This is a genomic window from Streptomyces sp. NPDC059909 (assembly GCF_042730885.1).
Classification (GTDB): domain Bacteria; phylum Actinomycetota; class Actinomycetes; order Streptomycetales; family Streptomycetaceae; genus Streptomyces.
Genome location: NZ_JBHWKX010000017.1, coordinates 109,807 through 124,735, shown reverse-complemented (window position 1 = coordinate 124,735; position 14,929 = coordinate 109,807). Strand labels below are relative to the sequence as shown.

Sequence of the window (14,929 nt, the reverse complement as noted above, 5' to 3'; positions counted from 1 at the left end):
AAAGCTGCCGCCGCCTCGGGCGACGGCAGCAGCTTCACCTGCACCACGACCTTCACGCCAACAACCTAAGCGTCACCACTGACAACAGCCGAAAGCACAGGTCACGACGGATATGCAGGGAACTCCGCCGCTGCGCGGCTCCGCGCCAAGGACCCATTCCTCCCCGCCCTGAAGGACGGGGCCTCCTGGGAGAAATCAGGTGAAAACGCAGTGGCAGCGGAGTGCAGCCTGCGCTTGGATGCTCGGCGTGACCTCTGTGGATCTTGATGATCGTCGTGGACTGCTGGATGTGCTCGAGCGGTACTACGACGCGGTCCCCCGCTCCGGCGCGCGGACCGAAGACCTGGGCCCGCTGACCCTGTTCGTCCGAGAGGGGCAGGGCTGGCCCTACTACGCGCGTCCCGCCCTGGGATGGTCCGGAGCGGTGAGTGCCGCCGATGTGACCCGCGTGCGCGCACGACAGCGGGAACTGGGCATCCCGGAGAGTTTCGAGTGGGTCGCCGAGACCACGCCTGCGCTGCAGGCCGCGGCCGAGCAGGCGGGCCTCGTGGTGCACGAGCACCCCTTGATGGTGCTCGGTCCGGACGTACCGACGCCCGTGGTGCCCGAGACGGCCGACGGTTCGCTGCCGCGGGCCGTCGTGCGGATCCTGGGGCCCGGCGACCTCACACTGCCGAGCGCGCTGGCAGTTCCTCGCCTGGCCTTCGCCGAACCGGGCACCCAGGTCGGGGAGGCCGGCCTCGCGGAACTGGAGGAGGCCACGCGGGCCTGCGAGGACGACGGGTCGGTGAGCAGCATGGTGAAACGCATCCATGCCGGCCTGTCGTACATTGCCGCCGCGGTGGAGGACGGAACGGCGCTGTGCGCCGGTCAGCACCAGCCGGTGGGTCCGGTCAGCGAGATCGTCGGTGTCGCCACGCTGCCGACCGCGCGCCGCCGTGGGCTTGCGCGCGCGGTCACCGCGGCGCTGGTGGCCGACGCGCGGTCGCAGGGTGTCGAGACCGTCTTCCTGTCCGCGAACGACGACGACGTCGCCCGTATCTACGCCGGGCTCGGATTCCGCCGCGTGGCCACCGCACTGATCGCCGAACCCTGATCGCCGAACCCTGGACACCCGGGTCTCACCCGTGACCCGCTCACGCCCTGCCCCGTGCCGCAGGGCGGGGCGACGGACCCCGGATCGGGATGGTCCTTCTGCCTGCCGTGTGGTGAGCCCGTCGCCCCTCAGAAATCCCCGCCATGTCCCGGTCCCGAACCGTGGCGAGGCAGGTCCACACCATTGCCGTACCGGCCGCGCGAGCACTGAGCCGGCACCCCTCCGACCCGTTTGTGTGCTGCCCCTGTGGCGCATCTGCGGGGCAAAGGCGGGTGCGCAAGGATAGGCGTATGCCGAACCGACTCGCGCAGGCCACTTCCCCGTACCTCCTCCAGCACGCGGACAACCCCGTTGACTGGTGGCCATGGGAGACCGATGCGTTCGAAGAAGCCCGGCGGCGCGACGTCCCCGTGTTCTTGAGCGTCGGCTACAGCGCCTGCCACTGGTGCCACGTCATGGCCCACGAGTCCTTCGCGGACGACGACACCGCTGCGTACATGAACGAGCACTTCGTGTCCGTCAAAGTGGACCGTGAGGAGCGGCCCGACGTGGACGCCGTCTACATGGAGGCTGTGCAAGCTGCCACTGGGCAGGGCGGCTGGCCCATGACCGTGTTCCTGACCCCGGACGGGGAGCCCTTCTACTTCGGCACGTACTTCCCGCCCGCCCCCCGCCACGGCATGCCGTCCTTCCGCCAGGTGCTGGAGGGCGTCGCCGCGGCCTGGAGCGGTCGGCGCGACGAGGTCGCGGACGTGGCCGGGAAGATCGTCAGGGATCTGGCGGGACGGTCGCTCGCGTTCGGGGGGCAGGGGCAACCGGGGGAGGAGGAGCTGGCCCAGGCGCTGCTCGGGCTGACCAGGGAGTACGACCCGGGGCAGGGCGGGTTCGGCGGGGCGCCGAAGTTCCCGCCGTCGATGGTGGTCGAGTTCCTGTTGCGGCACTACGCGCGGACCGGCGCCGAAGGGGCGCTGCAGATGGCCGCCCACACGTGTGAGGCGATGGCCAGGGGCGGGATCTACGATCAGCTCGGGGGCGGGTTCGCGCGCTACTCGGTGGACCGCGCGTGGGTGGTGCCGCACTTCGAGAAGATGCTCTACGACAACGCCCTGCTGTGCCGGGTGTACGCGCATCTGTGGAAGGTGACCGGCAGCGATCTGGCGCGCCGGGTCGCCCTGGAGACCGCGGACTTCATGGTGCGGGAGCTGCGCACGCCGGAGGGCGGCTTCGCGTCCGCGCTGGACGCCGACAGCGACGACGGCACGGGGAAACATGTGGAGGGCGCGTACTACGTGTGGACGCCCGCGCAGCTGACCGAGGTCCTCGGCGCGGAGGACGCGGAGTTCGCCGCGCGCCGCTTCGGGGTGACCGAGGAGGGGACCTTCGAGGAGGGCGCCTCGGTGCTGCAACTCCCGCAGGACGCGGGCGTGGAGGACGCCGCCCGGGTGGAGTCCGTACGGGCACGGCTGCTCGCCGCCCGTGCGGAGCGGGCCCGGCCGGGGCGGGACGACAAGATCGTCGCCGCGTGGAACGGGCTGGTGATCGCGGCGCTCGCGGAGACCGGCGCCTACTTCGACCGGCCCGACCTGGTCGAGCGGGCGACGGAGGCCGCCGATCTGCTCGTACGGCTGCACATGGACGAGGGCGCGCGGCTGGCGCGTACCTCCAAGGACGGCCACAGGGGCGCGAACTCCGGGGTGCTGGAGGACTACGCCGACGTCGCCGAGGGCTTCCTCGCGCTCGCGAGCGTGACGGGCGAGGGCGTGTGGCTGGAGTTCGCGGGCTTCCTGCTGGACATCGTGCTGGACCAGTTCGTCTCGGACGACGGGGCCCTGTTCGATACTGCGCATGACGCAGAGCAGCTCATCCGGCGTCCGCAGGACCCCACCGACAATGCGGCCCCTTCCGGCTGGACGGCCGCGGCCGGTGCCCTGCTCTCGTACGCCGCGCACACCGGTTCCGAGGCCCATCGCACCGCCGCCGAGGGGGCGTTGGGCGTCGTGAAGGCGCTCGCACCCCGGGCGCCGCGGTTCATCGGCTGGGGGCTCGCCGTCGCGGAGGCGCTGCTCGACGGGCCGCGTGAGATCGCGGTGGTCGGGCCGCAGGGCGAGCCGGGCACCCGGGAGCTGCACAAGGCCGCGCTGCTGGGCGGCGCGCCGGGCGCGGTGGTCGCCGTGGGGGAGCCGGGCAGTTCGGAGTTCCCGCTGCTCGTGGACCGTCCGCTGGTCCAGGACCGGCCCGCGGCGTATGTCTGCCGGCACTTCGTCTGCGCCGCGCCCGTCACCGAAGTGGATGCCCTGAAGCGGGAGTTGACTCCTGGTACGTAAGGGGTTCCGAGGGAATCCGGTGGCCTGACCGAAACGCGTCATTCATCGAAACGGGCACACGGCCGTCACAGTTTCTGCCTATTCTCTCCACTGCTGACACAGCAGCTGCGTTGCGCGGGGACTGCATTCGATATGCGGCTCCGCCGCGGTGCGCAGGGGGGTTCAAGGGGGAAGAGCGCGGTGGGCGAGGGGGTCTGCCGCGCCGTTTCCCCTGCTTGAGGGGGGACAATTGCTCACATCTGTGCTCATCGCTGCCGTTTCCATGGCACTGTTCTGGATGGCCGCGTTCACGCTCTGGTGGCAGATGCATGCGTGGCGTACGCCGGAGACGCTCGCGTCGACGCGCTTCGAGAGCCCGGCGGGTGCGGAGGGACTGTCGTTCTCCCTGCTGCTGCCCGCCCGGCACGAACAGCTGGTGCTGGAGCACACCATCACCCGCTTGCTCGAGTCCAGCCACCGCGACTTCGAGATCATCGTCATCGTCGGGCACGACGATCCGGAGACGACCGAGGTCGCCGCGCGCGCCGCGGCACGCGACCCGGACCGGGTGCGGGTCGTCGTCGACACCCACGACAGCAAGAACAAACCGAAGGCGCTCAACACCGCCCTGCCGCACTGCCGCGGCGATGTCGTCGGGGTCTTCGACGCCGAGGACCAGGTCCACCCGGAGCTGCTCACCCATGTCGACCACGCCTTCACCGCCACCGGCGCCGACGTGGTCCAGGGCGGCGTCCAGCTGATCAACTTCCACTCGTCGTGGTACGCGCTGCGCAACTGCCTCGAGTACTTCTTCTGGTTCCGCTCCCGGCTGCACCTCCACGCGGCCAAGGGCTTCATCCCGCTCGGCGGCAACACCGTCTTCGTCCGCACCGACGTGCTGCGCGAGGCCGGCGGCTGGGACCAGAACTGCCTCGCCGAGGACTGCGACCTGGGGGTCCGCCTGTCCAGCAAGGGCAAGAAGGTCGTCGTCGCGTACGACGCGGACATGGTCACCCGGGAGGAGACGCCCGGCACGCTCATGTCGCTGCTCAAGCAGCGCACGCGCTGGAACCAGGGCTTCCTGCAGGTCTACCGGAAGAAGGACTGGAAGCAACTGCCCACGCTCGGCCAGCGGATGCTCGCCCGCTACACGCTGATGACCCCGTTCATGCAGGCCTTCACCGGCCTGATCATCCCGCTCAACGCGGCGGTCGCGCTCTTCCTCGACGTGCCCGTCGGGATCGCCTTCATCACCTTCCTGCCGCTCATCACCGCCCTGGTGACCTTCGTCTTCGAGGTCGTCGGGCTCCACGACTTCGGTACGCAGTACGGGCTCAGGGTCCGCTTCTCGCACTACGCCAAGCTCATCGTCGGCGGCCCCTTCTACCAGGTGGTCCTCGCGGGCGCGGCCGTACGTGCCGTGTGGCGCGAGCAGCGGGGCCAGCGCGGGTGGGAGCTGACCAGCCATGTCGGCGCGCATCTCGCCGGCGACTCCCGTGACTCCCGTGACTCCCGCGAATCCCGAGAGGACGTCCTCGCGTGACCTCCACCCTCACGGCGGCGCCACCGGTGGCGGCCGCCCGCCCCGTCGATCCCGGAAAACCCCTGTCCGTCCGGCCCGTCGTCCGCTTCCGCTCCTCCCGGCCCGATCTGCTGCTGTGCGGGGCGCTGCTGGTGGCGGTCCTGCTGGTCCAGGGCTGGAACATCCAGCACTTCCCGACCCTGAGCGACGACGAGGGCACGTATCTCGCGCAGGCCTGGGCGGTGCAGGAGGGCAGGGGCCTCGCCCACTACACGTACTGGTACGACCATCCGCCGCTCGGCTGGATCCAGCTCGCGGCGCTCACGTGGATACCCTCGCTGATCGCGCCCGAGACGATGACGGTCGCCTCGATGCGGGGCGCGATGCTGCTGGTCAGCGGGGTCAGTGCGGTCCTGCTGTACGTGCTGGCGCGACGGCTGTGGCTGCCGCGCTGGGCGGCGGGGCTCGCGATGCTGCTCTTCGGTCTCTCGCCGCTGTCCGTCGTCCTCCAGCGGGAGATCTTCCTCGACAACATCGCCGTGATGTGGATGCTGCTGGCGTTCTGCCTCGCGGCCTCGCCGAGCCGGCACCTGTGGCACCACTTTGCGGCGGGGCTCACAGCGGCGGTCGGGGTGCTGACGAAGGAGACCATGCTGGTCGTGCTGCCCGCGCTGCTGGTGACGATGTGGCGCTTCAGCCACCGCGACACCCGTAAGTTCGCGGTCACCGGCGCGGTCACCGCGTGCGCGCTGATCGGTTTCTCGTACCCGCTGTTCGCCCTCCTCAAGGGCGAGCTGATGCCGGGCGCGGGCCATGTGTCGCTGTGGGAGGGCATCACCTACCAGATGAGCCGCCCGGGCTCCGGTTTCCTCCTCACCGAGGGCACCGGCTCGAACGGTGTGCTCCGGTCCTGGCTCTACTACGACCGCGTCCTCCCGCTCGGCGGCCTCGCGGGCGCGGCGCTGCTGCTGGTCACCCTGCGCTGGTCGGTGACCGCGCGGGCGCTCGCCGGGCCGGCGCTGGCCGTCGCGATCCTGACGGCGGTCGCGCTTCGGCCGTCCGGCTATCTGCCCGCGATGTACGTCATCCAGGCGCTGCCCTTCCTGGCGCTGGTGCTGGCGGGCGGCGCGGCGAGCGTCGCGCACGCGGTGCTGCGCCGGTGGCGGCGGCCGGAGGAGGGGCGCCCGCTGACGCTCGCACGCCGGACGGTCGCGGTGCTGCTCGCGGCGGGCGCCGCCGTGTACGTCGTCCCGCGCTGGTACGACGGCGACCGCACCGCCATGACGGCCGACGCCAACGCCCCGTACCGCGCCGCGGCCCACTGGCTCGCCACGGAGGTACCCGACCCGGCCCGCACCCGGGTCCTCGTCGACGACGCGCTCTGGCTCGACCTCGTGCACGCCGGCTACGAGCCCGGGCTCGGCGCGATCTGGTTCTACAAGGCCGACCTCGACCCGGCGGTCACGAAGACGATGCCCGGCGGCTGGCGCGACCTCGACTACGTGGTCGCCTCCCCGACGGTACGGCGCGACGCGCGCGACCTGCCCAACGTGAAGGCCACGCTGGAGCATTCGACACCCGTCGTCACCTTCGGCGAGGGCGAGGACCGGATCGAGATCCGCGAAATCGGGGGAGCTGAACGGAATTGACGACCCATCACGCAGGAGCCGAGGACCTGGACGATCCGGCCGGTACCGCCGCGGCGGGCCCCCTGGCCGGACGGCGCACCGCCGAGGCCCGGGAGCCGGTCGACGTCGCCGAGCCCGCCGCTGTCACCATCGTCATCCCCACCTTCAACGAGTCCGGGAACGTGCGGGAGCTGCTGCACCGGCTCACCGAGTCGGTACCCGTGCGGCTGCCCTGTGAGGTCGTCTTCGTCGACGACTCCACCGACGACACCCCGGCGGTGATCGCCGATGCCGCGCGTGAGTGCCCGTTCCCGGTGTCCGTCATCCACCGCGAGGCGCCCGACGGAGGGCTCGGCGGCGCCGTCGTCGAGGGTATGCGGGCCGCCGCATCCGACTGGATCGTCGTCATGGACGCCGATCTGCAGCATCCGCCGGCCCTCGTGCCCGATCTCGTCGCCACGGGCGAGAAGGAGTCCGCCGACCTGGTCGTGGCCAGCCGCTATCTGCCCGGCGGCAGTCGCGCCGGGCTCGCGGGCGGCTACCGGGTCGCCGTCTCGCGGGGGGCGACCTGGCTGGCCAAGGGACTCTTCCCGCGTGCGCTGCGCGGGATCAGCGACCCGATGAGCGGCTTCTTCGCGATACGGCGGGCCGCGGTGACCGCGGACGCGCTGAAGCCCCTGGGCTACAAGATCCTGCTGGAGCTGGCGGTACGCTGCCGGCCGGCCGCCGTCGCCGAGGTGCCGTTCGTCTTCCAGGACCGCTTCGCGGGCGAGTCCAAGTCGACGGCGAAGGAAGGCGCACGCTTCCTGCGGCACCTGGTCGAGCTGCGCACCGCCTCTCCGCTCGCCCGGATGGTCGCCTTCGGTCTGATCGGGCTCACCGGATTCGTCCCCAACCTGGTCGCGCTGCATGCGCTGGTCGGCTCCGGGCTGCACTACCTGCCCGCCGAGATCCTCGCCAACCAGCTGGGCGTCCTGTGGAACTTCCTCCTCATCGAGGTGCTGCTCTTCCGCGACCGGCGCCAACACCGGCACTGGGCGGACCGGGTGGGCCGCTTCGCGCTGCTCGCCAACGCAGACCTGGTGCTGCGGATCCCGCTGATCGCCCTGTTCGTCGGGCAGTTCCGGCTCGCGGTGCTGCCCGCGACGGCGCTGGCGCTGCTCACCACGTTCGTCCTGCGCTTCGCCGGGACCGAAGCGCTGGTCTATGTGCCCCGAAAGGGGCGTAGGAGTCGCACAGCAAGGAGCACCAGTTGATGCCGTCCAAACGCCTGATACCGCCCACACGCCGAAGTACCGCTCTCCTGACAGTCGCCGTCATGACCATGGGCCTGCTCCTGTCGGCCCAGCAGCCCGCCACCGCGGGCCCCAACCTCGTGAAGAACCCCGGATTCGAGACGGCCGGCACCGGTGACATGCCGTCCTGCTGGTCCAAGTCGGGCTGGGGCGACAACGACTTCACGTTCACCACGACCACCGACGCCCACACCGGCTCGGCCGCGATGAAGGTCGAGCTGACCCGCCGCCTCGACGGCGACCGGAAGGCCCTCATCACCGAGTCCGCGGCCTGCGCGCCCCACGTCGTCCCGGAGCGCCAGTACGACCTGTCGTTCTGGTACAAGTCGACGACCCCGGACACCGCCCTCACCCTCTTCCGGCACGACACCGCCCTCGGCTGGCAGTACTGGACCGACCTGCGCACCCTCCCCATGGAGGCCGGCTGGACCCGCAGCGAGGTCCGTACGCCCGTCATCCCGCCGAACACGGACCAGATCACCTGGGGCGTCTCCGTCTTCGGCACCGGCAGCGTCACCACGGACGACTACGTGATGGAGGAGGTCGCTCCGCCCGCGCCGGACCCGGTGTGCACCGGCACGCCGGAGGAGTGCGCCAAGGGCAGGTGGGACGTCATGCCCACGCAGAACCCGGTGCGCTCCATGCACTCGGTGGTGCTGCACAACGGCAAGGTGCTGCTGATCGCGGGTTCCGGCAACGACCCGTCGATGTTCGCGGCGGGCACCTTCACCTCCGCCGTGTACGACCCGGTGGCCGGCACGTACAGGAACATCCCCACCCCGGCGGACATGTTCTGCGCCGGCCATGTGCAGCTCTCCGACGGGCGCGTGCTCGTGATGAGCGGCAACAAGGGCTATCCGTCGGCCGACGGCAGCATCGGCTACCAGGGCCTCAAGGACTCGTACATCTTCGACCCGGCGACGGAGACGTACACGCGGACGAACGACATGCACGACGGCCACTGGTATCCGTCGGCGACGATCCTCGGCAACGGTGACGTCATCTCGTTCGGCGGGCTGAAGGAGGACTCGACGGGCAATGTGACGGCGGAGAAGTTCTCGGCCGCGCAGAACAAGTGGCTGCCGATGAACGAGGTCAACCAGACCTGGTCGTACTGGGGCCTGTACCCGTCGATGATCCTGATGCAGGACGGCCGGCTCTTCTACTCGGGCAGCCATGTCTTCGGCAACGGCACCCCCGGCACGGGCGCCTCGATCTACGACTACGACGCCAACACCGTCACCGACGTCCCGGGCCTGCGGAACAAGGACGAGCGCGACGAGAGCGCGAGCGTGCTGCTGCCCCCGGCGCAGGACCAGCGGGTGCTGACCATCGGCGGCGGCAACAACGTGACCAACCCGGCGGCCAACCGCCTCACCGACATCATCGACCTGAAGCAGCCGAGCCCCCGGTACACGGCGGGTCCGCCGCTTCCGCAGGGCCTCGTCGACCAGGGCCAGGGCAAGCGCCCGCAGACCGGGGACGAGGGCAAGATGTTCGTCTCCGCCGTGCTGCTGCCGGACGGCAAGGTGCTGGAGACCGGCGGCGGGCTCCACGACCGGGCCGATCCGGTGTACGAGGCGTCGTTCTTCGACCCGACGACGAACACGTACGAGGAGGGCCTGGCGGCCGACCCGATCCCGCGGACGTACCACTCCTCGGCCTTCCTGCTGCCCGACGGCCGGGTGATGGCCGTCGGCGACAACCCGGGCAACGGCACGTACAACCACAACGTGTCCGTCTACACGCCGCCGTATCTGCTCAAGGGCCCGCGCCCGCGCATCACTTCGGTGATCGACAGGGAGTGGCAGTACGGCGACACGCAGCGGATCACCGTCGACCGGCCGATAGCCAAGGCGGAGCTGATCCGTCCGGCGGCCGTCACCCACTCGTCGGACCCGAACCAGCGGTTCGTGGACCTGCCGATGAGCGTGATCGACGACCGCACGATCGATCTGAACGTCACCAGCAACCCGAATCTCGCCCCGCCCGGCTGGTACATGCTGTTCGGCGTCGACGCCAACGGCATTCCGACGGTCGCCGAGTGGGTGCACCTCGGGGCCGCGCCCGCGGCCCTCGCGGCCGCCGGCGACGCTCCCACGGCGCATGTCCACGACTTCGCGGGTGACCTCGCCAAGTCCCCGAAGAAGAACGGCAAAAAGCGCTCGTCCGCCCCGGTGAGCCCGCAGATCGCGGGCTGCGACCGGCACTACGGCTCGGCGAACGTGTGCGTCCCGCTCACCTTCCCCCAGCCGGTGAAGGCGACGACGAAGGCCCGCTGCGACTGGCTGGCCGCGCACGGGTACGGCCGGCTCAAGGTCAACGGCAAGGACGATCCGCTGCGGCTCGACCCGGACCGGGACGGCCGGACCTGCGGAAAGGGGGACCTGAAGAGGTAGCTCAGAGGGTCAGCCCGCCCTGGAGCGTGTCGAGGGCGCGGTCGAGGAGCGCGACCAGATCACCACGCTGGTCGCGCTCCGCCCAGTAGATCGTCACCTCGCGCAGCGCGCCCATCACGGCGGCGGTGAAGACCCGGACCTCCAGGTCGTCCGTCTCCCGTCCGGTGCGCTCGGCGAGGACACGCGAGAGCAGGAGGGAGGTCTCGGCCATGGTCTCGGTCATCCGGGCCCGCACGGCCGGGATCTCCGCCAGCAGCCGGGTCCGCTGGTACATCTCCTCCGGGTCGCTCTCCTGGATGGCCCGGACGGCGTGCGTGATGATGAACCGCAGTGACTCCAGGGGCGGTTCGCCGGCGGGCCTGTTCCGCAGTGCCTGCTCCATGAGCGGGTCGTACTCGTCGGTGAGGACGATGTCTTCCTTGGTGGGGAAGTAGCGGAAGACGGTGGAGGGGGAGACCTCGGCCGCCGCCGCGATCTGCTCGATGGTGGTCGCCTCGTACCCCTGCTCGGCGATCAGCCGGTACGTGGCCTTGCGGATCGCGATGCGGGTCTTGAGCTTCTTGCGCTCGCGCAGGCCCAGCGGGGGCTGCGCGCCGGAGGGGAATTCGGCGGCCATGCGGCTCATTCTCGTTCATCACTCCGGCCCCGAAGGAGCCCGTCCGGCGTTCGAGGACGGACACCCGGGCCGGCCGGACGATACCGGGCACGCCACGGGGGGTCGGGGGCTCTGCCCCCGCCGCCTCACCGCCCGCGTACCCGTCGGGTCCGCCGCGGCGGACGGGGCCGCCTCCTGGGGCGCGGGCGCGCGCCCCAGCAGCAGCGCGGCCGCGAGCAGCGCGGTGACCAGCGCGGCAGCCCCGCAGACCAGCACAGCACGACCCCCATCCCGTGCACGTACGCCGCATCCGCCGCCGCCGCGAGCCCCCGCGTCGCCGAGGAGGTGCGCGGCCACCACCGAGTCGCCCGCCGCCTCCGGCGCGCCCGACGGCAGCCCGCCCGCGTACACACTCGCCGGCAGCGAGCCGAGCAGCGCAGGGTGTCGATGGCGGCCGTCATCGCGGGCACCAGCGCGAAGCCGAAGCCGAGCCCGGATACCGACAGCCACAACGCGGTGAACGCCCCTCTTGAGAGTCATTGTCAAGTGACAGCAACTCTCAAAAGGATGCTGGCGTCAATATTCAGATGATGCGCGGGGTCGCGGCGCGGGCTCAGGTGTGCTGGTAGGCCACCAGGGAGATGCCGACGTAGTGCACGACGAACGCCGCGAGCGTGAAGGAGTGGAAGACCTCGTGGAAGCCGAACCAGTGCGGTGACGGGTTCGGGCGCTTGATCCCGTAGATCACTCCGCCCGCGCTGTAGAGCAGTCCGCCGACGATCACGAGCACGAGCACCGCGATCCCGCCCTGGCGCATGAAGTCGGGCAGGAAGAAGACGGCGGCCCAGCCCATCGCTATGTAGCAGGGCGTGTAGAGCCAGCGCGGGGCGCCGACCCAGAAGACCCGGAAGGCGATCCCCGCCGCCGCGGCCGCCCAGACCGCCCACAGCAGCACTCGTCCGGTGGAGTCGGGGAGCAGGAGCAGCGTCAGTGGGGTGTAGGTGCCCGCGATGATCAGGAAGATGTTCGCGTGGTCGAGTCTGCGCAGCACGGCCGTGGCGCGCGGGCCCCAGGTGCCCCGGTGGTAGAGCGCGCTCACACCGAAGAGAAGGCACGCGGTCAGTATGTAGATCCCGCACGCGATCCGGCCGCGGGTCGAGTCCGCGAGGGCCGTAAGGACGATTCCCGCGACGAGTACGGCGGGAAACATCCCTGCGTGCAGCCACCCCCGCAGCCTCGGCTTCACCGGCGGTGGATCTTCTGTTTCGGTCACATCGGGCGAACCAGCTGTCATGGCGGCATGCTACCTACGGGCCCGTAAGTTCTGAGGCCGAGTGGCAATGCTCACGTGAGAGGTCCTCTGGACATATGGGCGCACTGCACGGATGATCAGATGAGTGCGGTCGGCACCGGATGAGCGGCTACGAAGCATCCGGGTCGCAGCCCCCACGGGGCAACAACCTTCCAACCCCTCACTTAGGAGCAATCGTGGCGCGCGACATCGCGGCTCCCAGCACCGTCCCGACCAACCACCAGGAACTCATCACCTGGGTCGACGAGATCGCAGCTCTCACGCAGCCGGACAGGGTTGTCTGGTGCGACGGTTCCGAGGCCGAGTACGAGCGCCTGTGCGAGGAGCTCGTTGCCAAGGGCACGTTCAAGAAGCTGGACCCGATCAAGCGCCCCAACTCGTACTACGCCGCCTCCGACCCGACCGATGTCGCCCGGGTCGAGGACCGCACCTTCATCTGCTCCGAGAAGGAAGAGGACGCGGGCCCGACGAACCACTGGAAGGCCCCGGCCGAGATGAAGGCCATCTTCGCCGGTGAGAAGGGCATCTTCCGCGGCTCGATGCGCGGCCGGACGATGTACGTCGTCCCGTTCTGCATGGGCCCGCTGGGCTCGGACCTCTCCGCGATCGGCGTCGAGATCACCGACTCCGCCTACGTCGCGGTCTCCATGCGGACCATGACCCGCATGGGACAGCCCGTCCTCGACGAGCTCGGCACCGACGGCTTCTTCGTGAAGGCCGTCCACACGCTGGGCGCCCCGCTGGAGCCCGGCCAGGAGGACGTGCCGTGGCCGTGCAACAGCACGAAGTACATCTCGCACTTCCCGGAGACCCGCGAGATCTGGTCGTACGGCTCCGGCTACGGCGGCAACGCGCTCCTCGGCAAGAAGTGCTACGCCCTGCGCATCGCCTCCGTCATGGCCCGCGACGAGGGCTGGCTCGCCGAGCACATGCTCATCCTCAAGCTGACCCCGCCGCAGGGCGAGGCCAAGTACGTCGCCGCCGCCTTCCCGTCCGCCTGTGGCAAGACCAACCTCGCCATGCTGGAGCCCACGATCTCCGGCTGGACGGTCGAGACCATCGGTGACGACATCGCCTGGATGCGCTTCGGCGAGGACGGCCGCCTGTACGCGATCAACCCCGAGGCCGGCTTCTTCGGCGTCGCGCCCGGCACCGGTGAGCACACCAACGCCAACGCCATGAAGACCCTGTGGGGCAACGCGGTCTTCACGAACGTCGCGCTGACCGACGACAACGACGTGTGGTGGGAGGGCATGACGGAGGAGACCCCGGCCCACCTCATCGACTGGAAGGGCAACGACTGGACCCCGGAGTCCGGCACCCCGGCGGCCCACCCGAACGCCCGTTTCACCGTCCCGGCCGCCCAGTGCCCGATCGCCGCGCCGGAGTGGGAGGACCCGAAGGGCGTGCCGATCTCGGCGATCCTCTTCGGCGGCCGCCGCGCCTCCGCCGTCCCGCTGGTGACCGAGTCCTTCAACTGGCAGCACGGCGTCTTCCTCGGCGCGAACGTCGCCTCCGAGAAGACCGCCGCCGCCGAGGGCAAGGTCGGCGAGCTGCGCCGCGACCCGTTCGCGATGCTGCCGTTCTGCGGCTACAACATGGGCGACTACATGGCCCACTGGATCAAGGTCGGCAAGAACGCCGACGCGTCCAAGCTGCCGAAGATCTACTACGTGAACTGGTTCCGCAAGAACGACGCGGGCAAGTTCGTCTGGCCGGGCTTCGGCGAGAACAGCCGCGTCCTGAAGTGGATCGTGGAGCGCCTGGAGGGCAAGGCCGAGGGCGTCGAGACCCCCATCGGCATCCTGCCGACGCGCGACGCGCTCGACACGGACGGCCTCGAACTGGCCGAGGACGACCTCGACTTCCTGCTCAAGGTCGACGCGGACGTCTGGCGCGAGGAGGCCGCGCTGATCCCCGAGCACCTCAACACCTTCGGTGACCACACCCCGAAGGAGCTGTGGGACGAGTACCGCGCGCTGGTGTCCCGCCTCGGCTGACCCGCGCGATCCGACCGGGCCGGGCCCGCTCCCCGTACAACGGCGTACGGGGGCGGGCCCCGGCCTTTTCCCGGGCGCGATGAGAGCCCGTCCGGCGTTCGAGGGCGGACACGCGGGCCGACCGGGGGCGGTACCGGTCACACCCGGGGGGTCCGGGCGGAGCCCCCAGGTGCCCCCGTGTCACTGGCTGCGACCCCGGTCCTCCAGGTAGCGGGTGTGCGTCTGCTGGCGGCGCGCCTCCTGCTCGCGCAGGGCGGACGCGATGGCCTCGGCCTCCGTGTGCAGCAGGCCGAGCTGTCGCTCAAGGTGCCGCTCCGGCGGCTCGGCGCCCGGGTTGAGCCGGGTCCACCACCGCGTGCGGGTGTACGTGTCGACCGACTCGGGAAGGTCCTGCCGGATCGCCCGGGACAGCGCGTGCACCGCTTCCGGATCGGCGGCGAGCGCGTCGGCGACCCACCCGGGCTCCAGCAGCGCGGCGAGCAGCGCGTCCAGCTCGGTGAGCCGGCCGGCCGCGGCGGGCGGCAGGTCCACCTCCGCGAGATAGCCCTGCAGCCGGCCGAAATCGCCGCGCAGCTCGTCGAGTTGCTCGGCCGGCTCCGGGAAGCCGGGCGCCTTCGGCCGCTCCGGCGGCGCGATCAGCGCGCCCGCCCCGTACAGCCCGGCGATGACGACAGGCCAGTACGCACCCGCCGCGCCCGCGAAGGTCAGGCCGAGCCCGACCAGCCCGCAGGCGCTGCCGGCCAGGTTCTTCCTGGACTCGAGATAGCCGAGCACCCGGC

10 protein-coding genes are annotated in these 14,929 nt (G+C 70.6%); 7 read left to right on the top strand and 3 right to left on the bottom strand.

Features of this window, described 5'->3' with window-relative positions; all coding sequences use genetic code 11:
• The first annotated feature begins 247 nt into the window (after positions 1-247).
• The 6 genes from ACFV9O_RS14815 (at position 248) to ACFV9O_RS14790 (ending at position 10,243) form a co-directional block, all read left to right on the top strand.
• Positions 248-1,096: a GNAT family N-acetyltransferase gene (locus tag ACFV9O_RS14815; protein ID WP_385417161.1), complete on the top strand. Its 849-nt coding sequence runs from the start codon at positions 248-250 to the stop codon at positions 1,094-1,096.
• A 290-nt stretch (positions 1,097-1,386) separates the two neighbouring features.
• Entirely contained in the window at positions 1,387-3,420 is a 2,034-nt protein-coding gene (locus ACFV9O_RS14810) for a thioredoxin domain-containing protein (RefSeq protein ID WP_385417158.1), read from the top strand.
• Between the two features lie 229 nt (positions 3,421-3,649).
• Positions 3,650-4,942, top strand: coding sequence for a glycosyltransferase (locus ACFV9O_RS14805; RefSeq protein WP_385417156.1), 1,293 nt, complete (start codon positions 3,650-3,652; stop codon positions 4,940-4,942).
• Positions 4,939-6,570, top strand: coding sequence for an ArnT family glycosyltransferase (locus ACFV9O_RS14800; RefSeq protein ID WP_385417154.1), 1,632 nt, complete (start codon positions 4,939-4,941; stop codon positions 6,568-6,570). The genes ACFV9O_RS14805 and ACFV9O_RS14800 overlap by 4 nt, the downstream gene beginning before the upstream one ends.
• Before the next feature lie 62 nt (positions 6,571-6,632).
• The gene (locus ACFV9O_RS14795) at positions 6,633-7,805 is read left to right on the top strand and encodes a glycosyltransferase (protein ID WP_385417174.1); all 1,173 of its coding nucleotides are present in this window, start codon (positions 6,633-6,635) and stop codon (positions 7,803-7,805) included.
• A 62-nt stretch (positions 7,806-7,867) separates the two neighbouring features.
• Positions 7,868-10,243: a galactose oxidase-like domain-containing protein gene (locus tag ACFV9O_RS14790; protein ID WP_385417151.1), complete on the top strand. Its 2,376-nt coding sequence runs from the start codon at positions 7,868-7,870 to the stop codon at positions 10,241-10,243.
• 1 nt (position 10,244) lies between these two features.
• Here ACFV9O_RS14790 and ACFV9O_RS14785 read toward each other — a convergent pair whose 3' ends face one another.
• Together ACFV9O_RS14785 and ACFV9O_RS14780 are read right to left on the bottom strand one after the other, a co-directional pair.
• Entirely contained in the window at positions 10,245-10,859 is a 615-nt protein-coding gene (locus ACFV9O_RS14785) for a TetR/AcrR family transcriptional regulator (protein ID WP_385417148.1), read from the bottom strand.
• Positions 10,860-11,451: 592 nt separating this feature from the next.
• Complete coding sequence (locus ACFV9O_RS14780; protein WP_385417146.1) at positions 11,452-12,132, bottom strand: hemolysin III family protein; 681 nt, start codon at positions 12,130-12,132, stop codon at positions 11,452-11,454.
• Between the two features lie 194 nt (positions 12,133-12,326).
• On the opposite strand from ACFV9O_RS14780, the gene ACFV9O_RS14775 reads away from it, so the two are divergent.
• Positions 12,327-14,150, top strand: a complete 1,824-nt coding sequence (locus ACFV9O_RS14775; RefSeq protein WP_385417144.1) for a phosphoenolpyruvate carboxykinase (GTP) — start codon at positions 12,327-12,329, stop codon at positions 14,148-14,150.
• Between the two features lie 180 nt (positions 14,151-14,330).
• Here ACFV9O_RS14775 and ACFV9O_RS14770 read toward each other — a convergent pair whose 3' ends face one another.
• Complete coding sequence (locus ACFV9O_RS14770) at positions 14,331-14,924, bottom strand: hypothetical protein (protein WP_385417172.1); 594 nt, start codon at positions 14,922-14,924, stop codon at positions 14,331-14,333.
• Positions 14,925-14,929: the final 5 nt, after the last annotated feature.